Below are 21,652 nucleotides of genomic sequence, written 5' to 3' on the forward strand. Positions count from 1 at the left end.
AAGGCAGCACTCTGACAGCCCCGCCCGGCCGGGCGAGGCGGCGCCACGGAGCCCGCGCCCGGATCCACTCGGAAGGCCGCCCTACTCCTGGACACCACCCGCCGGTTCCCGCTGTTCGGGCTCCCCGAGCAGCTCGACGAGGCCCACGAGGTCCAGTAGCGCGCGGTAGGCGGGCCCGGCGCCGGTCACGGTGAGGGCCCCGCCGTACCCCCGGGCGGTCAGCCGCAGCCGGGCCAGGACCTCGACGGCCGCCAGGCCCGGCGCGGTGACGGCGCCGACGTCGCACTCCACCGTGCGCGCCCCGTCCTCGTACATCCGGGCCAGGCGCGCGCACAGCCGCGCGGCGTCCTGTCGGGTCGGGCTGGGTCCGGGCAGTACGAGTCTCGTGATCTCCACGTAGGGGGGACTCCCGGGGCCTCCGGAACTCATCGGCAGGCGGTGAAGCCTTACGGGCGGGGGAAGCCGAACGTGTCGAGGGTGAGGTCGAACGGCTCGGAAAGGTGGACGGCCTCGCCGAACTTGCCGGCGTGCAGGACGCGGTACTTGCCGTCGCTGGGCTCGCCGTAGAGATGGATGGTCGGGCTGCCGGTCGCGTGCGGGTCGATCAGGAGGTAGAGCGGAACGCCCGCCGCCGCGTAGCCGTTGAGCTTGGAGACGCGGTCGTGCACGGCGTTCGAACGCGAGGTGATCTCGACCACGAGCTCGGCGGCGGCCGCGGGAACGAAGTTGTCCCGTTCAGGAACCGCTTCCTTCGGCACCACCGCGAGATCCGGGATGTACAGACCCGTGCGGCTTGGAACGGCTGTGTTGAGGGTCTGGAAGACCTCCCAGTCGTCGGGGATCCCGGCGTACAGGCGTCGCTGTAGCGACACCGCGATCAAGTTGTGGGCGTTGGCGGGTGGTGGTGCCACGGTGATGATCCCCTCGATGATCTCCACCTTGCAGCCCTTCGGCACGTCCATCTCCTCCCAGAGGCGGACCACCGAGTCCCAGTCGTCACCGCGCGGGGGTTGGTGCTCGACCGCGAGTGCGCTCATGGTGTGCTCCTATCGGTTCGTCACCGATCCCAGCATGCCGAACGGGACCGGCGGGGGTCCACCGGTCCCGTTCACCCGAAGGGGAAGCCGCAGGTCAGGCGATGCGGTCCAGCACGATCGGCGTGGCGGAGAACGCCGTGCCGGCCGGGGCGATGTCGTACGTGCCCTCCAGGGAGGCCAGGGCGTACTCGAACTTCTCCGGGGTGTCCGTGTGCAGGGTCATCAGCGGCTGTCCGGCCGTCACGGTGTCGCCCGGCTTCGCGTGGAGCTCGATGCCCGCGCCCGCCTGCACCGGGTCCTCCTTGCGCGCGCGGCCGGCGCCCAGGCGCCAGGCGCCGACGCCCACGCCGTAGGCGTCCAGGCGGGTCAGGACGCCCGACTCGGGGGCGGTGACCACGTGCTGCTCGCGGGCGACCGGCAGGGCCGCGTCCGGGTCGCCGCCCTGGGCCGCGATCATCCGGCGCCAGTGGTCCATCGCGGAGCCGTCGGCCAGCGCCTTCGCCGGGTCGGCGTCCTTGATGCCCGCGGCGTCCAGCATCTCCTTGGCCAGGGCGATGGTCAGCTCGACGACGTCCGCGGGGCCGCCGCCGGCCAGGACCTCAACCGACTCGCGGACTTCGAGGGCGTTGCCGGCCGTCAGGCCGAGCGGGGTGGACATGTCGGTGAGCAGGGCGACCGTCTTGACGCCGGAGTCGGTGCCGAGGCCCACCATGGTGCGGGCGAGCTCGCGGGCGTCCTCGATGTTCTTCATGAAGGCGCCGGAGCCGACCTTCACGTCCAGGACGAGCGAGCCCGTGCCCTCGGCGATCTTCTTGGACATGATCGAGGAGGCGATGAGCGGGATGGCCTCGACCGTGCCCGTGACGTCGCGCAGGGCGTAGAGCTTCTTGTCCGCCGGGGCCAGGCCGTCGCCCGCCGCGCAGATGACCGCGCCGGTGGTGTCGAGGACGTGCATCATCTCCTCGTTGGACAGCAGCGCGCGCCAGCCGGGGATGGACTCCAGCTTGTCGAGGGTGCCGCCGGTGTGGCCGAGGCCGCGACCGGAGAGCTGCGGGACGGCCGCGCCGCAGGCGGCGACGAGCGGGGCCAACGGCAGGGTGATCTTGTCGCCGACGCCACCGGTGGAGTGCTTGTCGGCGGTCGGGCGGGACAGCGCGTCGAAGTTCATGCGCTCGCCGGAGGCGATCATCGCGGCGGTCCAGCGGGCGATCTCGGTGCGGTTCATGCCGTTGAGCAGGATGGCCATCGCCAGCGCCGACATCTGCTCGTCGGCGACGATGCCGCGGGTGTAGGCGTCGATGACCCAGTCGATCTGCTCGGGGCTCAGCTCGCCGCGGTCCCGCTTGGTCCGGATGACGGAGATGACGTCCATGTGGTGCTTCCTTCTACGCGCATAGAGAGAGGGGTTCAGCGGAAGTACGACGGCCCTCCGCCCAGGGGGTGGAGGGCCGTCGGCACGGTTATCTCAAGTGGTCGGGCCCGAAGGCCTGCGGCAGCATCTCCGCCAGCGGGAGGACCCCCTTGGGTGTTTCCACCAGCAGGTCCGGTCCGCCGAATTCGAAGAGCAGTTGTCGGCAGCGGCCGCACGGGACGAGGATCTCGCCCCGGCCGTCGACGCAGGTGAAGTGCGTCAGCCGGCCGCCGCCCGTGGCCTGGAGGGAGGAGACCAGACCGCACTCGGCGCACAGGCCGAGGCCGTAGCTCGCGTTCTCGACGTTGCAGCCGACGACCGTCCTGCCGTCGTCGACCAGTGCGGCGACGCCGACCGGGAAGCCCGAGTAGGGGGCGTACGCCCGGGACATGGCGTCCCGGGCGGCCTCGCGCAGGGCCTCCCAGTCGACGGTGGGCACCGACGTCACTTGCCCTCGCCCTTGCGGTACGGCATGCCGTCCGCCTTGGGCATCCGCAGGCGCTGCGAGGACAGCGCGAGGACCAGCAGCGTGGTCACGTACGGGGCCGCGTCCACGAACTGGCTCGGCACCGAGTCGGTCAGCGAGTACCAGACGAACAGCCCCGCGGAGCAGGCCAGCGCGATGGCGCCCTGGAAGTGCTTCCTCTTGTACAGCTGCCAGACGAAGACGATCACGAGCACGATCGCGAGGAGCAGCAGCATCGCGTGGACGTTCGTGGCGCCACCGCGCAGCTTGAGGCCGTCGATGTAGCCGAACATGCCCGCACCCAGCGCCATGCCGCCCGGCATCCAGTTACCGAAGATCATCGCGGCGAGACCGATGTAGCCGCGGCCGCCGGTCTGGCCCTCCTGGTAGATCGGGCTGGCGACGATCGACAGGAACGCGCCGCCGAGGCCCGCGAGGGCGCCCGAGACGATCACGGCGATGTACTTGTACTTGTAGACGTTGACGCCGAGGGACTCCGCGGCGGTGGGGTTCTCGCCGCAGGAGCGCAGCCGCAGGCCGAAGCTGGTGCGCCACAGCACCCACCAGGTGCCCGGGACCAGCAGCAGGGCGACGATCGTCAGCAGCGACAGCTCGGTGACCAGGCCGCCGATGACGCCGGCGAGGTCCGAGACGAAGAACCAGTGCTTGGCCTGGAGGTCGGACATCCAGTCGGACAGCCCAGGCACCGTGATCTTGTAGATCGGCTCGACCTGCGGCGACTGCTTCGAGGAGCCGCCCGGCGCCTTGTCGAAGGTGAAGTTCGACAGGTACTGGGTGAAGCCCAGCGCCAGGATGTTGACCGCCACACCGGAGACGATGTGGTTGACGTTGAAGGTGACCGTCATGATCGCGTGCAGCAGGCCGCCGATGGCGCCGCCGGCGATGCCGGCGATGACGCCCGTCCACGGGCCCCACTGGTAGCCGGCCCAGGCACCGAACCAGGTGCCGAGGATCATCATGCCTTCGAGGCCGATGTTGACGACGCCCGCGCGCTCGGCCCACAGACCGCCGAGGCCGGCGAGGCCGATCGGCACGGCGAGCGAGAGGGCACCGGAGACCTGGCCGACGGAGGTCAGGTCGTTCGCGCCGCTGATCAGGCGGACCACCGAGACCAGCGCGAGGGCGCCCGCGATGATCAGCATGATCCACGGGAGGGTGAGCTTCTTGCGGCCGGCCGACTTCTTCGGGGCGGCGGCCGTCGCGGAAACGGTGCTGGTGCTCACGCCGCGACCTCCTTCTCGCTCTTGATGGCGTGGCCCGCGGCCAGTTCCTCGCCGACCTTCTGCTGCTGGCGGCGGATGCCGTAACGGCGGATGAGCTCGTACGAGACGACGACCGCGATCACGATCAGGCCCTTCATGATCGTGCCGATCTCCTTCGCGTAGCCGGCCGTGTCGAGGCCCGCGGAGGCCTTGTCGATGAAGGCCATCAGGAAGGCGGCGAAGAAGATGCCGACCGGGTTGTTGCGGCCGAGCAGCGCGATGGTGATGCCGGTGAAACCGACACCGGTCGGGAAGGCCAGGTTGTACGTGTGCGTCTCGCCCAGCAGCTGCGGCATGCCCGCGAGGCCGGCGACCGCACCGGAGATGAGCATCGCGGTGATGATCATCTTCTTGGCGTCGACGCCGGAGGCCTGTGCGGCGGACTCGCTGGCGCCGGTGGCGCGCAGGTCGAAGCCGAAGCGGGTCCGGTTGAGCGTGAACCAGTAGACGAGGCCGAGGGCGAAGGCCACGAAGGTGAAGCCGTAGATCTCCAGGCCGTCGCCGATGGACAGCGCCGGGAACCAGCCGGACTCGGCGATGTCGCCGGTCGTCAGGTCGTTGGAGCCCGCCGGCTGGACGCCAAGGTTCTTCGTCAGCATCAGCCAGGCGATCAGGGCGGTCGCGATGGCGTTCAGCATGATCGTGGAGACGACCTCGCTGACCCCTCGCTTGGCCTTGAGGACACCGGCGATGCCGGCCCAGAAGGCGCCGACGAGCATCGCCACGAGGACGATCAGCAGCAGGTGCAGTGGGCCGGGCAGGACCACGGCCGCACCGACCACCGCGGACAGCATCGCCGCGAGGCGGTACTGGCCGTCGACGCCGATGTTGAAGAGGTTCATGCGGAAGCCGATGGCCACGGCCATGGCCGCCAGGTAGTACGTACCGGCCTGGTTCACGATGAGGACCTGGACGTCCTCGTAGCCGGCGTTCTCCACCATGATCCGCAGCGGCTCGATCGGGTCGATGCCCGTCGCGGCCAGCACGATCATGGTCAGCAGGAAGGCGCTGACCAGTGCCAGCACGGGCCCGGCGATGCCGAGGATCAGCCGGTCCTTGTCGAATTTCTTCATCGGGCCTCGTCCTCCGGTGCATCGGTACCGGCCTCGGTACCGGCGGCGGAGTGGTTGTCGGTTGCTTCCAGGTGCCCGGTCGCGGCGCCCGTCATGGCGGTGCCGAGCTCCTCCGGGGTGACGGTCGCCGGGTCGGCGTCCGCCACGAGGCGGCCGCGGTAGATCACCCGCAGGGTGTCGGACAGGCCGATGAGCTCGTCCAGGTCGGCGGAGATCAGCAGGACGGCCAGACCCTCGCGGCGGGCCTCGCGGATCGCGTCCCAGATCTGCGCCTGCGCGCCGACGTCCACGCCGCGGGTGGGGTGGGCGGCGATGAGGAACTTCGGGTTGTGGCTCATCTCGCGGCCGACGATCAGCTTCTGCTGGTTGCCGCCGGAGAGCGAGGCCGCGGTCACGTCGATGCCGGGCGTGCGGACGTCGTACTCGACGACGATGCGCGCGGTGTCCTTGCGGGCGGCCTTCGTGTCGAGGATGCCGCGCTTGGAGTTGGGCGCCTCGGTGACGTGGCCGAGGATGCGGTTCTCCCACAGCGGGGAGTCCAGCAGCAGGCCGTGGCGGTGGCGGTCCTCGGGGATGTAGCCGATGCCGTCGACCCGGCGCTTGCGGGTCGGGGCGGTGGAGATGTCGGCGCCGTCCAGAGTGATCGTTCCGCCGTCCGGGATGCTCATGCCCATGAGGGCCTCGATGAGCTCCGTCTGGCCGTTGCCCTCGACGCCGGCGATGCCGAGCACCTCACCCTTGTGGATGGTGAAGTCGATGCCGGCGAGCACCTCGCGGACGATGCCGTCCGGGTCGGTGGCGGCCAGTCGCAGGCCCTCGACCTTGAGCATCGGCGTGGTGGTCACCGTGGACTCGCGGGTCTCGGGCGAGGGGAGCTCGGAGCCGACCATCAGCTCGGCGAGCTGCTTGGTGGTGGCGGTCTTCGGGTCGGCGGTACCGACGGTGGTGCCGCGCCGGATGACGGTGATGTCGTCGGCGACCTTCAGGACCTCGCCCAGCTTGTGCGAGATGAAGATGACCGTCAGGCCCTCGGCCTTGAGCTCGCGCAGGTTGTCGAAGAGCGCGTCCACTTCCTGCGGCACGAGCACGGCGGTCGGCTCGTCGAGGATGAGGATCCTGGCGCCGCGGTAGAGGACCTTGAGGATCTCCACGCGCTGCCGGTCGGCCACACCGAGGTCCTCGACCAGGGCGTCGGGGCGCACGCCGAGGCCGTACGCGTCCGAGATCTCCTTGATCTTCTTGCGGGCCTTGGCGCCGATGCCGTACAGCTTCTCGCCGCCGAGGACCACGTTCTCCAGGACGGTGAGGTTGTCGGCGAGCATGAAGTGCTGGTGCACCATGCCGATGCCGCGGGCGATGGCGTCGCCGGGACTGGCGAAGGAGATCTGCTCCCCGTCGATGGCGATGGTGCCCTCGTCCGGCTTCTGCATGCCGTAGAGGATCTTCATCAGGGTCGACTTGCCGGCGCCGTTCTCGCCGATCAAGGCATGGACCGTGCCCTTGCGGACGGTGATCGCGATGTCCTTGTTGGCGACGACGCCGGGGAAGCGCTTGGTGATGCCGTGCAGTTCTACGGCGGGGGGCGGGCTGGACGCGTTGATGACGCACTCTCCTTGGCGCGGAAGGAGCGGAAGGCAGGGGGACAGGGCGGGGAGTGAAAGTATCGCGTCCACGATGCTTCTACGCGCGTAGCACTGTCAGAAGTGAAAACTTGCGGCCGACTGGCCACGAGCCCCACTGAACGCGGCTCGGGGCCCGGGAGCGATTGAGACCGCTGCCCGGACCCCGGAGACCACGACTACATGTCAGGAACGGCCTTACGGGGCGGTCTTGACGTTGATCTTCTTGGCGATGATGTCGGCCTTGGCCTTCTCCACCGCGGCGACGACGTCCGTCATCTCCTTGTACTTCGGGTTGGAGTCGGCCAGGCCGACGCCCTCCTTGTCCAGGCCGTAGCGGATCTCACCGGTGGTCGGCTTGCCGTCGTGGACCGACTTGATCAGGTTGTAGACGGAGTCCGAGACGTCCTTGGTGACCGAGGTCAGGATCGCGTCCTTGTACTTCGACAGACCGGCCTGGTTGTACTGGTCGGAGTCGACGCCGATGGCCCACTTGCCCTTGGCCGAAGCGGCCTCGATGGCACCGGAACCCGCGAGACCGGCGGCGGCGTAGACCACGTCGGCGCCCGCGTCGATCTGACCCTGCGCGGCGGCCTTGCCGAGGTCGGGCTTGGAGAAGCCGTCGAAGTTCGGCGGCTGGGTCAGGTACTGGACCAGGACCTTGGCGTTCGGGTTGGTGTCCTTGACGCCCTGCGCGAAGCCCGCCTCGAACTTCTTGATCAGCGGAACCTCGACACCGCCGATGAAGCCGACCGTGCCGGTCTTGGACGCCTTGGCGGCGGCGACGCCGGCCAGGTAGGAGCCCTGCTCCTCGTTGAAGACCATGTTGGCGATGTTCGCGCCGGTCACCGAGGTGTCGTCGATGATGCCGAAGGTGGTCTTCGGGAACTTCGGCGCGACCTTCTTGATGGCCGGGGCGTAGGAGAAGCCGACGCCGATGACCGGGTTGTTGCCCTTGCGGGCCAGCTCGGTGAGGCGCTGGACCTTGTCGGCCTCGCCCTCGCCGTCGGTGGGCTCGGCCTCGGAGGTGGTGACCTTCAGGTCGGTCTTGGCCTTCTCCATGCCGGCGTAGGCGGCGTCGTTGAACGACTGGTCGCCGCGGCCGCCGATGTCGTACGCGATGGCGACGCTCTCGGCCTTCGACGTGCTGTCGGAAGAGGTGTCAGACGACTTCTTACCGCCACAGGCGGTGGCCGAGAGGGCCAGCGCCGCGGACGCGATGCCCACGGTGGCGATCCTGGTGATCCGGCGCAAGGGGAGGCTCCTTCAAAACCTGACCGAAGCGCCACGACCGGCGCTGGTTTAGCGGCGATCGTAACGCGCGTAGATGTCAGTTAAAGGCCCGTTCATGAGTCGTTATCGGATCGTCGCGAATCAGACAGTGACCGATCGGTAACGAGTCACACGCCCAACCCTTGTGTACCAAGGGCTGGACGCGTCCGCCGGGAGGCTCGCCGATGGGGTAGAAAATTCGGTTCGGCCCGGTCCGGATCCGGGCCTCACCGGCTACCTCGCGCGTCGGCCGTCGAGCAGGGCGGCCGCCGTGAAGAACTCGACCCCGACCTCGATCGCGGACTCGTCGACGTCGAAGTCGCCCCGGTGCAGGTCGTGCTTGGCGAGGTCACCGGGGGTGCGGACGCCCAGCCGGGCCATGGCGCCGGGGACGTGCTCCAGGTACCAGGAGAAGTCCTCCCCGCCCAGGCTCTGCTCGGTGTCCTCGACCGAACCGGCGCCGCGGCGGGCCGCCATCGCCTCCCGGAGCAGTTCGGTGACCACCGGGTCGTTGACCACCGGCGGGACCCCGCGCACGTGGTTGATCTCGAACTTCGCCCCGTGCATCGTCGCGACCTCGTCGATCGCCGCGTGGATCATGTCCGGGGCCTCGTGCCACGCGGCGAGGTCGAGGCACCGTACGGTCCCGGACAGCTCGGCGTGCATCGGGATGACGTTGCAGGCGTGCCCGGCCTCGATGCGGCCCCAGGTGACGGACATCCCCGAGCGGGCGTCCATGCGGCGGGCCAGCAGCGCGGGTACGTCGACGGCCACGCGGGCGGCGGCCGTCACCAGGTCGGTGCTCAGGTGCGGGCGGGCGGTGTGCCCGCCGGGGCCGGAGAGCGCGACCTCCAGCCGGTCGCAGGCCGAGGTGATCGGACCGGGCCGCAGCCCGATCCTGCCGGCGTCGACCCGGGGGTCGCAGTGCACGGCGATGATCCTGCCGACGCCGTCCAGCACCCCGGAGTCGATGGCGTCGGTGGCCCCGCCCGGGAGCACCTCCTCGGCGGGCTGGAAGAGCAGCCGCACGGGGCGGGGCAGCAGCCCCTGGCGGTCGAGCTCGGCGAGGACGAGGCCGGCACCGAGGACGACGGCGGTGTGCACGTCGTGGCCGCAGGCGTGGGCGCGGTCCGGGAAGGTCGAGCGGTACGAGACGTGCGTCTTGGCATCCGGGATGGGCAAGGCGTCGATGTCCGCGCGCAGCGCCAGCATGGGACGTACGCCGTCCCAGGAGCCGACGTCACAGATGAGTCCCGTGCCGGACTTCAGTACCCGTGGTCGCAGGCCGGCTTTCTCCAGTCGGGCCTTGATGGCGGCCGTGGTCCGGAATTCCTGGTGCCCGAGCTCGGGATGCATGTGCAAGTCCCGGCGGAAGGCGATCAGTTCGGCACGCAGGTGGTCCGGAAGCTTGCCGGGCAGCTCGGACCGGTCGGACACGGCGGGCTGGGCGGTCTGGGACTCGCGGGACATCAACTGGTTCACCCGTTGAAGCCTAGGCGCACGGATAGGTCAACTGACTGGGGATCCACAAAAGTTCATGCCGTTAGGGGAAAGATTCCCGGCCTCTGGACGCATGACCGGGCGGGCCCGCGGGTACACTCGCACGCTCATCCGGCCGCGGGTGCCGCCTGAGCAGGAAGTCTGTGTACATCTCGGGCCGTGTCGGTGACTCCCGCGAGGAATCCGCGGGCCCGCGGCGAGGCGGCGGCGGTCAGCCAGTCCGGGTCCACATCGCATACGGCCACGGTGACGCCGGTGCCGGCCAGGGCGTACGGCAGCGTGTGCACGACCGTGGAGGGGAAGCTGACGATGGTCCGGCCGACGGGGCCGCGCCGGGCGATCAGCTCCAGCGGCAGGTCCGGCCGTACGATCTCCAGCCCGGTCGCCTCGCTCAGCGCGCGCAGCTTCTCGGCGGACTCCCGGCGGTGGGCGAAGTAGCGGGTGGCGCCGTGCTCGCGGGTCAGGGCGCGCACCGCGTCCAGGTAGCGGTCCGGGTCCACCACGCCGGTCTCGACCAGGGAGGTGCCGACCAGGTCGGTGCCCTTGGTCAGGCGCGGCGGGCCGAACCGGGCGCGGGTCCAGGCGAAGTCGTTGACCCGCAGCGTCATGCCGCCGTGCGGGGCGACGGGCATCGAGCTGAACACCTCGACGGTGCGGCCGCTGCCCGCGGCCGGGGTGAAGCGGCGCCGCGCGGTCGCCGAGACCGGCGCGTACGCCAGCTCGCGGACGCGGGCCGGCAGTCCGCCGCCGCCGACGCGGTGCCAGCGGACGAGACGTTCGCCGCGGGCGATCTGGGCGACGAACTCCATGGTGGCGGTGCCGTCGTCGACCACCACGAGCTCCTCGGCCCGTACGAGGGTGAGCAGCAGCTGGACGTAGCGCGAGAAGGGGTCGCCGACGACGACCGTGCGGGCGGCCCGGACGTCGTGGGCCAGTGCCGCGAGCGCCTTGAAGGGCGCGAGCCGCCCGCCGCGCGCCTCCTGCCAGCGGACCTCGTGCCCCTCGTCCCGGGCCAGCGCCGCCATCCGGCGCAGCTGGCCGCGGGACATGGGGTCGGTGGGGGGCAGTACGACGATCCGCAGGCCCCCCTCGGCCGGTACGGGCGTCTGCGGTGACACGGGCCCGGATGACGGGTCGGCCGCCCCGGTGCGGCCCGTGACGTCCCGGGTCGGTTGGTTGGGGATAGCCGCGAGGAGGCGTCCGCCCTCCGGGGCGGCACCCCGCGCGTGCGCCCACTCCAGCACGTTCAGCAGCTGGACCGGGCTCTCGACAAACGCCAGGGTGGAGGCGGAACGGGGCACGGCGTACTCCTCGTCGGGGGGCGGAACCTCTTCGCGGCGGACCGGGCGGACCGGGGTCAGACGGTGGCCAGGTCTCCCTGGACGCGGCGGAGCTTCTTCATGGGCCCGAGCTCGGACTCGTAGACGCGCTTGACGCCGTCGCCGAGGGCGGTCTCGATGGTGCGGATGTCGCGGACGAGGCGGGTGAGGCCGCCGGGCTCCACGGAGGCGGCCTGGTCGGAGCCCCACATCGCGCGGTCCAGGGTGATGTGGCGCTCGATGAAGGTGGCGCCGAGGGCGACGGCGGCGAGGGTGGTCTGCAGGCCCGTCTCGTGGCCGGAGTAGCCGATCGGGACGTTGGGGTACTCCTCGCGCAGGGTGTTGATCACCCGCAGGTTGAGCTCCTCGGCCTTGGCCGGGTACGTGGAAGTGGCGTGGCAGAGCAGGATGTTGTCGCTGCCGAGCACCTCGACGGCGTGGCGGATCTGCCTCGGGGTGGACATGCCGGTGGAGAGGACGACGGTGCGGCCGGTGGCGCGCAGGGAGCGCAGCAGTTCGTCGTCGGTGAGGGAGGCGGAGGCCACCTTGTGGGCGGGGACGTCGAACTTCTCCAGGAAGGCGACGGCCTCGGTGTCCCACGGGGAGGCGAACCAGTCGATGCCGCGCTTGGCGCAGTGCTCGTCGATGGCGCGGTACTCGGTCTCGCCGAACTCGACCTTGTGGCGGTAGTCGATGTAGGTCATGCGGCCCCAGGGGGTGTCGCGCTCGATGTCCCACTGGTCGCGCGGGGTGCAGATCTCCGGGGTGCGCTTCTGGAACTTGACGGCGTCGCAGCCGGCTTCGGCGGCGGCGTCGATGAGGGCGAAGGCGTTGCCGAGGTCGCCGTTGTGGTTGATGCCGATCTCGCCGACGACGTAGACGGGGCGGCCGGGGCCGGCGGTGCGCGAGCCGAAGGTGCGGTGGCGGGGGTCGGCGAGGGTGGAGGTCATTGCAGGAGGTGTCCTTCGGTGCGGGGGCGTCGTGTGGTGCGGGGGTGTGTGGTGCGGGTCGGGTCGTTCCGCGTCCTCGTCGAAGAGCGGTGCGAGGAGTCGGGCGCGGGCCAGGTCGTGCGGGTCGTCGATCTCCAGGACCCGGGCCGGGTCGGTGGCGACGGGCAGGGTCCGGCCGAAGAAGCGGTGGCGGGCGGCGCGGAAGCCGGCGGCGTCCATCGCGTAGGCGGCGCCGGTCTCCAGCAGGTCCTGGGGGCGGTCCTGGCGGCGGGGGCGGTGGGCCTTGTCGTGGTTGACGCCGGCCGCGGAGCCGTCGGCGTCCGCACGCCACAGGAAGCCGTGGAAGGGGGCCGCGGTCAGGGCCGAGTCGGCGGCTCCCGTGGCCACGGCGGCGGCGACGGACTCCACCTCGCCGGGGGTCAGGAAGGGGCTGGTGCACTGGACGAGGAGGACCACGTCCACGGTGAGGGAGTGCAGTTCCTCGAAGGCTTCGAGGGCGTGCAGGACGGCGGCCTCGCTGCTCGCGGTGTCGCCGGAGATCGCGGTGGGGCGGGCGATGACGTCGGCGCCGGCCGCGCGGGCGGCGGCGGCGATGGACTCGGAGTCGGTGGAGACCACGACATCGGTGACGCTCGGCGCGGAGCGGCAGGCCCGTACGGCGCGCGCGACGAGCGGGATCCCGCCCACGGGGGCGGTGTTCTTCCCGGGGACTCCCTTGGAGCCGCCGCGCGCCGGGATCACGGCGAGGACGCGCGGGCGCGGGCTCGTCCGGGCGCCGGGGTCGGTGCCCGGGCCGGGGTGGGTGCTTGGGCCGGGGCGGGTGCCGGGGCCGGGGCGGGTGCCGGAGTCGGTACCCGGGCCGGGGCGGGCGCCGGAGTCGGTGCCCGGGCCGGGGCGGATGCCGGAGTCGGTACCCGGGCCGGGGCGGATGCCGGAGTCGGTACCCGGGCCGGGACGGGTGCCGGGGCCGGGGCGGGTGCCGGAGTCGGTGCCCGGGCCGGGGCGGGCGCCGGAGTCGGTACCCGGGCCGGGGCGGGTGCCGGGGTCGGTGCCCGGGCCGGGGCGGATGCCGGAGTCGGTGCCCGGGCGGGGGTGGGTGGACGTGTTCACAGCTCCCCCAGCCGGCGGATCACCGGGGCCACGCGCTGCACCCCGTGCCGGTACGCCCCGCGGGCGGCCTCGCGCAGGTGCGAGCGGATCCACCGGCGCAGCCGGGACTCCCCCGCCGCCTCCCGCAGCGCGCCGGGCAGCGGGGTGCCGTCGGGCCGCAGGTGCTGTCGCGCGAGGATCCCGGGCAGGTACCCGGGGGCGGTTTCGAGCGTGTAGTACGGCGCGGGGGCGGGCAGTTCGCCCGCGGCGAGCAGCCGGTTCAGCTTCGCCCGCGCGTCGGCGTACGGGTCGCCCGCCGGCACGCCTGCCGCGGGCCCGGCGGGAATGGCTGCCACGGAGGCCACCGCAAGCGCCGGAGGGGGCAGGGCGGCCGAGTCGGCCGCGCCCTGCGGGGCGCCGACGGACTGCGGGTCGTCCGGCGCGGCCGCACCTTGCGGGGCATCGACCAGCAGAACGGCGTCCGGCGCAGTCGGGATCCGAGCGGCGCCGTCACCGGCGGAGGTGACCGCACCCGCCCGGGCCCGCGGGGCGTCGCCCTGGAGAGCGGCGCGGGCGGCCGGGGCCGCCGAGGCCCAGGCGGCATCGGTCGGCGCGGCCGAACCCCGCGCGACGAGCCTCGGTGCAGCCGGATCGGCGGCCGCACCGGCGGGGGTTGGCACGGGGAGCTTCGGCGCAGCCGGGGGGCGGACGCCCTGGGCCGCGAGCCAGGCCGGGTCCCCCTGCGGGAGCAGGCCCGCGTCGAGTTGGTCCCACGAGGCCAGGCAGCCCGAGCCGAGGAAGTGGTGGTTGCCGAGGGCCTCGCGGATGCCGAGGTCGGTGAGGACGGCCGTCGGGATGCCCCGGTGCAGGGATTCGAGGGCGGCGGTGGAGGAGACGGTGACCAGCAGGTCGGTGCCGTCCAGGACCTCGCCCATGTTCCCGTAGACCAGACGGCAGTTGACCGGCAGCCCGCCGGGGATCCGCTCCGCGAGCCGCTGGTACGGCTGTTCCTCCAGGTGCGTGGTGTGCTCCCCGGGCTTGCTGCGCAGCTTGATCAGCACCTCCCGCTCGGGGTGCAGCCGCGCGTGCCCGGCGGCCCGTTCCAGCAGGTACGCGCGGTCTGCGCGGCTGTCGGGGACGGAGGGCTGCACGGCGAAGACCACCGTGTGGGCCCGGCTCCCGGCCTGCTCGTACGGGGCCCCGCCCAGGAACGGCAGCGCGGTCTCCGTGACGGCGCCGGCGTCCGCGCCGACCCCCTCGTACACGGCGCGGAACCGCTCCGCGTCGTGGCGGGAGTTGGCCAGTACGAGGTCCGCCCCGTGCCGCAGCAGCAGCCCGTCGGCGAGCTTCTCGTACACGACGCCCACGTACCCGGTGACGAACACGGGCCGGCGTGCCGGGTCCGGCCACAGGGCGCGGGCCCCGTGCAGGACGGCCTGGACGGCGCCGCCGACGAGGGCGAGGACGACCACGTCGTGGCGTTCGCGCTCGATCTCCGCGAGGAATTCGGCGCAGGTCACCTCGGACAGCCGGTCGGCCCGGACCCCCACCTCACCGAGCTGGCGCGCGGTGGGCGTGGCCCGGCCCCGCAGCAGGTATCCGGTGAGGTCGTGGTCGTCGGGTACGAGACGGCGGGCGGTGAGCGCACCCCATTTCCATCGCGTATCGGAATCGGCGAGTACGGCGACGCGTTTGCGGATCGACACGCCGCAGAAGCTATTCCGCGAATTGAGTGATCGGCCCAACGAACGCACAACAGCGGGTTAACAACGCGTCGACTGAATGCGAAACCGGACGGGTTAACACGCCTGCCGTGCGTCGTTCACATGGAATACGCATCCGGGCCATGATGAATGCCGGGCGCCGCCCTAATGTCTCGGAGGTGCCCAAGCTCTCTGTTGTCGTGCCGTTCTACAACGTGCAGACATACGCACCGGATGCCCTGAAAAGCCTCGCCTTGAACGCCCGGGACGATTTCGAGTTCGTCCTGGTCGACGACTGCTCCACGGACGGCACCCCCGATCTGCTGGAGCGGGCGGCGCGCGAGCTGCCGGGCGCGGTGCACCTCAGACACGAGCGGAACGGCGGCCTGGCCACCGCGCGCAACACCGGGCTGGACGCGGCCCGCGGCGAGTACCTCGCGTTCCTCGACGGGGACGACTGGCTGGCGCCCGGCCACCTGGCCCGGATGCTGACCGCCATCGAGGCTCTGAGCTGCGATTTCATCCGTACGGACCATGTGAAGTGCACCGGGAGGGCGCGCAGCGTGCAGCGGGTCCCCTACGGGCCGCAGGGGGTGGTCGCCGATCCGCGGACCGCGATCCTGCCCGTGGACCGCGCCACTTCGGTGGACTACCCGTACGCCTGGGCCGGCATGTACCACCGGCGGCTGCTGGACAGCGGCCTGCTGCGTTTCACCGACGGGCTGCGGACGGCGGAGGACCGGCCGTGGATCTGGCGGCTGCACCGGGAGGCGGAGTCGTTCGCCGCGGTGGGGCTGCCGGGGATCTTCTACCGGCGCGGAGTATCCACATCGCTGACGCAGATCGGCGACGAACGGCAGCTCGATTTCATCAAGGCATTCGACGAAGTCCTGTCGGACGTGCGGAAGGATCGGGAATCCGAGCTGTTGCTCCCGAAAGCCGTACGAACATATTGCGCGATTATCGCGCACCATTTCGGTTCCATCGGGAGGTTCGAACCGGCCGTGGCCAGAAAACTCCGCCTCATGAGCGCGGCCGCGCTCGGACGCATGCCCCAGGACGTACTGGACCGGGTCCTGGACTCGATGGACGTCGAACGCGCCACCGTCCTGCGCCGTGTCCGCGGCGGCCGCCGCACCCCGTCGGGGGCGACAGCCTGATGCCCACGCAGCTCTTCCTGGCCTCCACCCTCTACGGCACGGCCACGCTCGCCGCGGGCATCGACGCCGGCTCCTTCCCTCCCGCCGGCCGGCGGATCCTGCTGACCAGCAACCACGCCGTCGCCGCCGAGGTCACCCCCGGGGTCGCCGACATGCCGGGCTTCGCCGCCCTGCGTTCCCGCTTCGACGAGGTGCTCGACTGGAACGAGGTCATCGCACCGCAGCACCCGAGCACCTGGGCCCCGCGCCCGGAGGACGTCCCGTTGTGGGAGCGGCAGCTGCGCGCCCTGTGGGGGCTGGGCGAGGACCGCGTCGAGCTGATCGTGGAGTCCCTCCAGGTGCCGCCCGCGCAGACCCTGTGCCGGCTCTTCCCCGGCGCGGCCGTCGACGTCTACGCCGACGGGCTGATGAGTTACGGGCCCACGCGCTTCCGGCTCGACCCGCAGCTCGGGATGCGCGTGCGGCGGGTGCTCCACCTGGACCTCGTACCGGGGCTGGAGCCATTGCTGCTGACGGAGTTCGGGGCCCGGGCGGAGCTGGTGCCGACGGAGGCCTTCCACAAGGTCCTGACCGAACTGGCCGAGTCGACGGAATCGACGGCGTCCGCGCCCGCGTCGGCCGTGCCGCCCGGAGCCCCGCCCGCCCTGCTCCTGGGCCAGTACCTCTCCGCGCTCGACCTGATGAGCCCGGACGAGGAGGAGGAGCTGCACGTCTCGATGGTCCGGGGCGCGCACGCGCTGGGCCACACCGAGCTGGTCTTCAAACCGCATCCCAGCGCCCCGGCCGCCTACTCGCGCCGCGCCGAGGCGGAGGCCGAGCGGATCGGCGCCCGGATCACCGTGGTCGACACCCCGGTCCTGGCCGAGGCCCTCTACCAGCGGCTGCGTCCCGCTCTGGTCGTCGGCTGCTTCTCCACCGGGCTCCTGACCGCCGCCACGCTGTACGGGCTCCCGGTGGCCCGGACCGGCACGGACGCCGTACTGGCCCGCCTGACCCCGTACCCGAACAGCAACCGCGTCCCGCTCGTGCTGGTGGACGCCCTGCTGCCCGACCTCGCGGACGCCGGCGCGGTGCGCTCCTGGACCTTCCCCCCGCCCGAGCGGGTGCGGGAGGAGACGGCCGGGCTGCTCACGGCCGTCGGCTTCACGATGCAGCCGCAGATGCTGGCCGGGCGCCGGGCCGACGCCGAGGCCTACCTGGCCCGGCACCTGACCGCCCGCACGTGGCGCTACTTCACCCGCCGCCGGCTGACCGGCCTGGGCCTGCCGGGCGGCCTCCCCGCCCGGCTGTCGTTCCTGCCGCGGAGCCGGGCGGCGCGCCGCGTGGCCCGGCGGCTGAAGCGCGTGCTGGGCTGAGCGGCCTCAGCCGGTCGCCAGCTTGGCCGCGAAGCCGAGGAAGAGCACGCCCGCCGCCGAGGTGGCCCCGGCCGACAGCCGCTTGCGGCGGCGGAAGGCGTCCGAGAGCCGGGTGCCGCCGAGTATCAGCAGCGTCAGGTACAGGAAGCTGCCGGTCTGCAGCAGACCGCCCAGCAGCAGGAACGACAACGCCGGGTAGGCGTAGGACGGGTCGACGAACTGCACGAAGAAGGACATCAGGAAGAGGATGGCCTTCGGGTTGAGCATGCTGATCAGCAGCGCCCGCCGGTAGGGCCGCTCGTGCTCGCCCGCCTCGGCGGGCGCCTCCTCCACCACCTCGGCCCGCTCCGCGCGCGTGCGCCACAGCGCCCAGGCGCCGCGCATCATTCCCGCGGCCAGCCACGCCAGGTACCCGGCGCCGAGGAACTTCACCACGGTGAACGCGAGCGGGCTCGCCTTGAGCAGCGCTCCGGCGCCCAGCGCCGTCAGCAGCATCAGCACGGCGTCACCGGTGAACACCCCGGCGGCGGCCTTGTAGCCGGTGCGGACGCCGCGGCGGGCGGCCACGGACAGCACGTAGAGCGAGTTCGGGCCCGGCAACAGAATGATCAGTACCAGGCCGGCGAGATAGGTCGGAAGATCTGTCACACCCAGCATGTGCAGGAGTGTCCCACAAGGTTGCACCTGTCGGTCCACTGCGTTTCACCAAGTGGAATCGACCGGTTCGTACGTCCCCCAGACCTCCCGCAGCGCCCCGCACACCTCCCCGACCGTGGCCCGCGCCCGCAGCGCCTCCTTCATCGGGTAGAGCACGTTCTCCGTTCCGGCCGCCGCCTCCCGCAGGGCGGCGAGCGCCGCCTCCACCGCCGCCCCGTCCCGCTCGGCGCGCAACCGGGCGAGGGCCTCGCACTGCCGCGCCTCGATCGCCGGGTCCACCCGCAGCGGCTCGTACGGCTCCTCCCGCTCCAGCGCGAAGCGGTTGACCCCGACGACCACGCGCTCCCCGCGCTCGGTCTCCTGCGCGATGCGGTAGGCGTTCTTCTCGATCTCGGCCTTCTGGAAGCCGTTCTCGATCGCGGCCACCGCCCCGCCCTGGTCCTCGACCCGGCGCATCAGCGCGAGGGCCGCCGCCTCCAGTTCGTCCGTCATCCGTTCCACCGCGTACGACCCGGCGAACGGGTCCGCGGTGTGCGGCACGTCCGTCTCGTACGCGAGGACCTGCTGGGTGCGCAGCGCGAGACGGGCGGACTTCTCGGTCGGCAGCGCGATGGCCTCGTCGAAGGAGTTGGTGTGCAGCGACTGGGTGCCGCCGAGGACCGCGGCCAGCGCCTGCACGGCCACCCGTACGAGGTTCAGCTCGGGCTGCTGCGCCGTCAGCTGGACGCCCGCCGTCTGGGTGTGGAAGCGCAGCATGAGCGACTTCGGGTCCCGGGCCCCGAACTCCTCGCGCATGACGCGCGCCCAGATCCGCCGGGCCGCGCGGAACTTCGCGACCTCTTCCAGGAGGGTGGTGCGGGCGACGAAGAAGAAGGAGAGCCGGGGCGCGAACTCGTCGACCGCCATCCCGGCGGCCAGGGCCGTACGGACGTAGGCGATCCCGTCCGCGAGGGTGAAGGCCACTTCCTGCGCGGGCGAGGCCCCCGCTTCGGCCATGTGGTAGCCGGAGATGGAGATGGTGTTCCACCTGGGGATCTCGGCCCGGCAGTAGCGGAAGGTGTCGGCCGTCAGCCGCAGCGACGGCCCGGGCGGGAAGATGTAGGTCCCTCGGGCGATGTACTCCTTCAGGACGTCGTTCTGGACGGTCCCCGTCAGTTGCGCGCCCGAGATGCCCTGTTCCTCCGCCACCAGTTGGTAGAGCAGCAGGAGCAGGGCGGCGGGCGCGTTGATGGTCATGGAGGTGGAGACCCGGTCGAGCGGGATCCCGTCGAACAGGACCCGCATGTCGTCGACGGAGTCGACGGCGACGCCGACCTTGCCCACCTCGCCGTGCGCGAGCGGGGCGTCGGAGTCGTGTCCCATCTGCGTCGGCAGGTCGAAGGCGACGGACAGTCCGGTGCCGCCGCCCGCGATGAGCTGCCGGTACCGGGCGTTGGACTCGGCGGCCGTCCCGAACCCGGCGTACTGCCGCATCGTCCAGGGCCGGCCGGTGTACATGCTGGGGTAGACCCCGCGCGTGTAGGGGAACCCGCCGGGCTCCCCGAGCGCCTGCGCCGGGTCCCACCCCGTCAGGTCGCCGGGACCGTAGACGGGTTCGATGGGGATTCCGCTCTCGGTGTGCGCCGTCACGTCGTTCCTCCTTGAAGTGCTCTCCCGGCTACGGCCAAGAGATTCCTGCTTACCTTGCGGTAGCGGGCTTGACGCGGTTGACGCGCCTGACGACTGCCCTTCCGGCAGCCGGGGTGAGCGCGAGGCCCATCCGATACGGGTCCAGGACGTTCCGGGCCGCGTTGTGGTCGGCGTTGCCCGACCAGCCACAGGCCGGGTTCTTGCACACGAACACGGCCTGGGACTCTCGGCTGCCCTGTGTGGTGACACCACAGACCGAGCAGCGCCGGGAAGTGCCCGGGGCTGGAACCTTGAGCAGGGCACCACCGTTGCGGGCGACCTTGTACGCCAGCAGCTCGACCGTCCGACCCCAGGCCTCCCGGCTGATGGAGCGGTTCAGTCCGGACTTCTGCGCGACGTTCTTTCCCGGCCGACCCGTGGTCCCCTTCGCCGATCGGACCATATTCGTGATCCGTACCGCTTCCACCACGATCACGCCGTTCCCGGCCCTGCGGGATGTCCACGGACATTACCGACCGGAAGCGGGCCTTGAACTTCGGCTCGTCCGCTCGACCGTCCCAACAGTTCTTCCAGGCCTGGAAGCAGCTCTTCAACACCGCCTGCGCAGCCTGCGCCGGGAGTATGCCAAGCCAGTCGATCTCCCCACGCGCCTGGCGGATCGCGGCATCGGCGGCGGCGAGCGACCTGCGGTCCTCGGGGAGCATCTTCCACCAGTCGTGGAGTAGGTTCCACATCCCTCGGGCCGCATGCGCCTGGGCGTCAATGAGCCGCACGTGCGCGGGCGTCAAGGCCAGCCGGGCTCGGTGCCCGAACTGACGCTTTTCCCACATACGTTCGCTGCTCATGCGATCAACATGCCATTGCGCCCGTTACAGCTGGAATGGAACTCAAATACTCATACATGCCTATGAATCGCCTGCCGTAGTGACGCACTACGCAACACCAGAGGTAGAACCGTCGGCGCAGGGGCTGATAGAACACCTCCCGCGCATGTCCTCGAAAGGCTGCGGACGGCTCCTTGTCACAATGGCGCAACATCCCCCGGCCCAGTGCAACTCTCCACGCGCGCGAGGCATCACCTAGATACACGACGTAGAAATCGGGGGACCGCTTCATGCACCGCCAGAGAGTCATAATCCGCACGCTCGGGATCGCCACCGCCGTCGCGCTCGCCGCGACCGCCTGCGGACCGCAGAAGTCGGAGTCGGCCGGCTCCTCTTCTTCCGTTTCGTCCTCGCCCACGGCGGGTGCGACCCCTGAAGCCTCTCCTTCCACGGACAACAAGCCGGGCGAGGCCTCGCCGTCGGCTTCCGCTTCCACTTCCGCTTCGCCCTCGGCGTCCGCCACGCCCTCGGTGAAGGCCATCATGGCCAACGGCGACGAGAGCGAGCAGGTGCGCGAGCTCCAGGCGCGGCTGAAGCAGCTCAAGCTGATGTCGGTCGCACCGACCGGTTTCTACGGGTCGAAGACGACCGCCGCGGTCAAGTCCTTCCAGTCGAAGAACGCGCTGACCGCGAGCGGTTCGGTCGACGAGGAGACCTGGAAGAAGATCCAGACGCTGACGAAGAAGCCCACCGACGACGAGCTGCGCCCGCCGACCACCAACGAGGTCGACGCTCCGGACCCGCGCTGCATGACGGGGCGGGTGATGTGCATCAGCAAGGAGAGCCGCACCCTCGCCTGGATGATCGACGGGAAGATCATCTCCACCATGGACGTGCGCTTCGGCTCGGAGAACACTCCGACCCGTGAGGGCGAGTTCAAGGTGGACCGCAAGGAGAAGGACTGGGTGTCGACGCTCTACCACACGCCGATGCCGTACGCGATGTTCTTCAGCGGCGGCCAGGCGGTGCACTACTCGGCCGACTTCGCTGCCCGCGGCTACGCCGGCGCCTCGCACGGCTGTGTGAACGTCCGGGACAAGAACAAGCTGTCGGCGCTCTTCGCCCAGGTGCAGACCGGCGACAAGGTCGTCGTCTACTGGTGAGTTTCCGGGGCGTCCGGCCATTCGGGCGTCATGTGGATGCGGCCCGGCCGGGCGGATCCGGCCGGGCCGCTGTGCGTGCCGGGCCGAGACCGGTCGATCGATCGACCGGTCGGTCGTGGAGTAGAGGGCGCGGGCGGGGCCG

Annotated in this window: 18 protein-coding genes and 2 pseudogenes; 3 read left to right on the forward strand and 17 right to left on the reverse strand. The window is 71.2% G+C overall.

All coding sequences use genetic code 11. The features are described from left to right. Window positions 1–81 precede the first annotated feature (81 nt). The 13 genes and pseudogenes from ACIQ5Y_RS10825 to ACIQ5Y_RS10885 all read right to left on the reverse strand — a co-directional run bounded on the left by ACIQ5Y_RS10825 (window position 82) and on the right by ACIQ5Y_RS10885 (window position 14,725). On the reverse strand, window positions 82–396 hold the full coding sequence (locus tag ACIQ5Y_RS10825; protein WP_403877897.1) for an STAS domain-containing protein: 315 nt from the start codon (window positions 394–396) through the stop codon (window positions 82–84). A gap of 50 nt (window positions 397–446) precedes the next feature. Then, complete coding sequence (locus tag ACIQ5Y_RS10830; RefSeq protein WP_403877900.1) at window positions 447–1,037, reverse strand: Uma2 family endonuclease; 591 nt, start codon at window positions 1,035–1,037, stop codon at window positions 447–449. Window positions 1,038–1,131: 94 nt separating this feature from the next. Continuing rightward, window positions 1,132–2,409: a thymidine phosphorylase gene (locus tag ACIQ5Y_RS10835; protein WP_403877903.1), complete on the reverse strand. Its 1,278-nt coding sequence runs from the start codon at window positions 2,407–2,409 to the stop codon at window positions 1,132–1,134. A gap of 88 nt (window positions 2,410–2,497) precedes the next feature. After that, window positions 2,498–2,887: a cytidine deaminase gene (locus tag ACIQ5Y_RS10840; RefSeq protein ID WP_403878202.1), complete on the reverse strand. Its 390-nt coding sequence runs from the start codon at window positions 2,885–2,887 to the stop codon at window positions 2,498–2,500. Between the two features lie 5 nt (window positions 2,888–2,892). Then, window positions 2,893–4,158 (reverse strand): ABC transporter permease, encoded by a 1,266-nt coding sequence (locus ACIQ5Y_RS10845; RefSeq protein ID WP_403877906.1) that lies wholly within the window; start codon window positions 4,156–4,158, stop codon window positions 2,893–2,895. Further along, window positions 4,155–5,270, reverse strand: a complete 1,116-nt coding sequence (locus ACIQ5Y_RS10850) for an ABC transporter permease (protein WP_403877909.1) — start codon at window positions 5,268–5,270, stop codon at window positions 4,155–4,157. The genes ACIQ5Y_RS10845 and ACIQ5Y_RS10850 overlap by 4 nt, the downstream gene beginning before the upstream one ends. After that, window positions 5,267–6,871 (reverse strand): ABC transporter ATP-binding protein, encoded by a 1,605-nt coding sequence (locus ACIQ5Y_RS10855; RefSeq protein WP_403878205.1) that lies wholly within the window; start codon window positions 6,869–6,871, stop codon window positions 5,267–5,269. Before ACIQ5Y_RS10855 ends, ACIQ5Y_RS10850 begins: the two co-directional genes overlap by 4 nt. Before the next feature lie 216 nt (window positions 6,872–7,087). Continuing rightward, a complete protein-coding gene (locus tag ACIQ5Y_RS10860; protein ID WP_403877911.1) occupies window positions 7,088–8,143 on the reverse strand; it encodes a BMP family protein in 1,056 nt (351 codons plus the stop codon). 252 nt (window positions 8,144–8,395) lie between these two features. Next, the gene (locus ACIQ5Y_RS10865; RefSeq protein WP_403878208.1) at window positions 8,396–9,631 is read right to left on the reverse strand and encodes an amidohydrolase; all 1,236 of its coding nucleotides are present in this window, start codon (window positions 9,629–9,631) and stop codon (window positions 8,396–8,398) included. A 137-nt stretch (window positions 9,632–9,768) separates the two neighbouring features. Then, the gene (locus ACIQ5Y_RS10870) at window positions 9,769–10,962 is read right to left on the reverse strand and encodes a hypothetical protein (protein ID WP_403877913.1); all 1,194 of its coding nucleotides are present in this window, start codon (window positions 10,960–10,962) and stop codon (window positions 9,769–9,771) included. Window positions 10,963–11,018: 56 nt separating this feature from the next. Then, complete coding sequence (locus ACIQ5Y_RS10875; protein WP_403878211.1) at window positions 11,019–11,930, reverse strand: N-acetylneuraminate synthase family protein; 912 nt, start codon at window positions 11,928–11,930, stop codon at window positions 11,019–11,021. Between the two features lie 363 nt (window positions 11,931–12,293). Next, window positions 12,294–13,133: pseudogene (locus ACIQ5Y_RS10880) on the reverse strand (cytidylyltransferase domain-containing protein); the annotation flags it as partial. Beyond that, the gene (locus tag ACIQ5Y_RS10885) at window positions 13,037–14,725 is read right to left on the reverse strand and encodes a DUF6716 putative glycosyltransferase (protein WP_403877916.1); all 1,689 of its coding nucleotides are present in this window, start codon (window positions 14,723–14,725) and stop codon (window positions 13,037–13,039) included. The gene ACIQ5Y_RS10885 and the pseudogene ACIQ5Y_RS10880, both read right to left, overlap by 97 nt. A 176-nt stretch (window positions 14,726–14,901) precedes the next feature. On the opposite strand from ACIQ5Y_RS10885, the gene ACIQ5Y_RS10890 reads away from it, so the two are divergent. Then, entirely contained in the window at window positions 14,902–15,882 is a 981-nt protein-coding gene (locus ACIQ5Y_RS10890) for a glycosyltransferase family 2 protein (RefSeq protein WP_403877919.1), read from the forward strand. Next, entirely contained in the window at window positions 15,882–17,237 is a 1,356-nt protein-coding gene (locus ACIQ5Y_RS10895; protein ID WP_403877922.1) for a polysialyltransferase family glycosyltransferase, read from the forward strand. Before ACIQ5Y_RS10890 ends, ACIQ5Y_RS10895 begins: the two co-directional genes overlap by 1 nt. 6 nt (window positions 17,238–17,243) lie before the next feature. Here ACIQ5Y_RS10895 and leuE read toward each other — a convergent pair whose 3' ends face one another. The 4 genes and pseudogenes from leuE to ACIQ5Y_RS10915 all read right to left on the reverse strand — a co-directional run bounded on the left by leuE (window position 17,244) and on the right by ACIQ5Y_RS10915 (window position 20,891). Further along, a complete protein-coding gene (gene leuE / locus ACIQ5Y_RS10900) occupies window positions 17,244–17,894 on the reverse strand; it encodes a leucine efflux protein LeuE (RefSeq protein ID WP_403877925.1) in 651 nt (216 codons plus the stop codon). 45 nt (window positions 17,895–17,939) lie between these two features. After that, window positions 17,940–19,523 (reverse strand): methylmalonyl-CoA mutase, encoded by a 1,584-nt coding sequence (locus ACIQ5Y_RS10905; protein ID WP_403877928.1) that lies wholly within the window; start codon window positions 19,521–19,523, stop codon window positions 17,940–17,942. A 49-nt stretch (window positions 19,524–19,572) separates the two neighbouring features. Continuing rightward, window positions 19,573–20,368: pseudogene (locus ACIQ5Y_RS10910) on the reverse strand (zinc ribbon domain-containing protein). A gap of 4 nt (window positions 20,369–20,372) precedes the next feature. Further along, entirely contained in the window at window positions 20,373–20,891 is a 519-nt protein-coding gene (locus ACIQ5Y_RS10915; protein WP_403877931.1) for a hypothetical protein, read from the reverse strand. On the opposite strand from ACIQ5Y_RS10915, the gene ACIQ5Y_RS10920 reads away from it, so the two are divergent. Continuing rightward, window positions 20,890–21,510: a peptidoglycan-binding protein gene (locus ACIQ5Y_RS10920; RefSeq protein ID WP_403877934.1), complete on the forward strand. Its 621-nt coding sequence runs from the start codon at window positions 20,890–20,892 to the stop codon at window positions 21,508–21,510. The two genes, ACIQ5Y_RS10915 and ACIQ5Y_RS10920, sit on opposite strands and share 2 nt — an antisense overlap. The last annotated feature ends 142 nt before the right edge of the window (window positions 21,511–21,652 follow it).

It is taken from the genome of Streptomyces sp. NPDC096339 (assembly GCF_044762985.1).
In the GTDB taxonomy this organism is placed as follows: Bacteria; Actinomycetota; Actinomycetes; order Streptomycetales; family Streptomycetaceae; genus Streptomyces.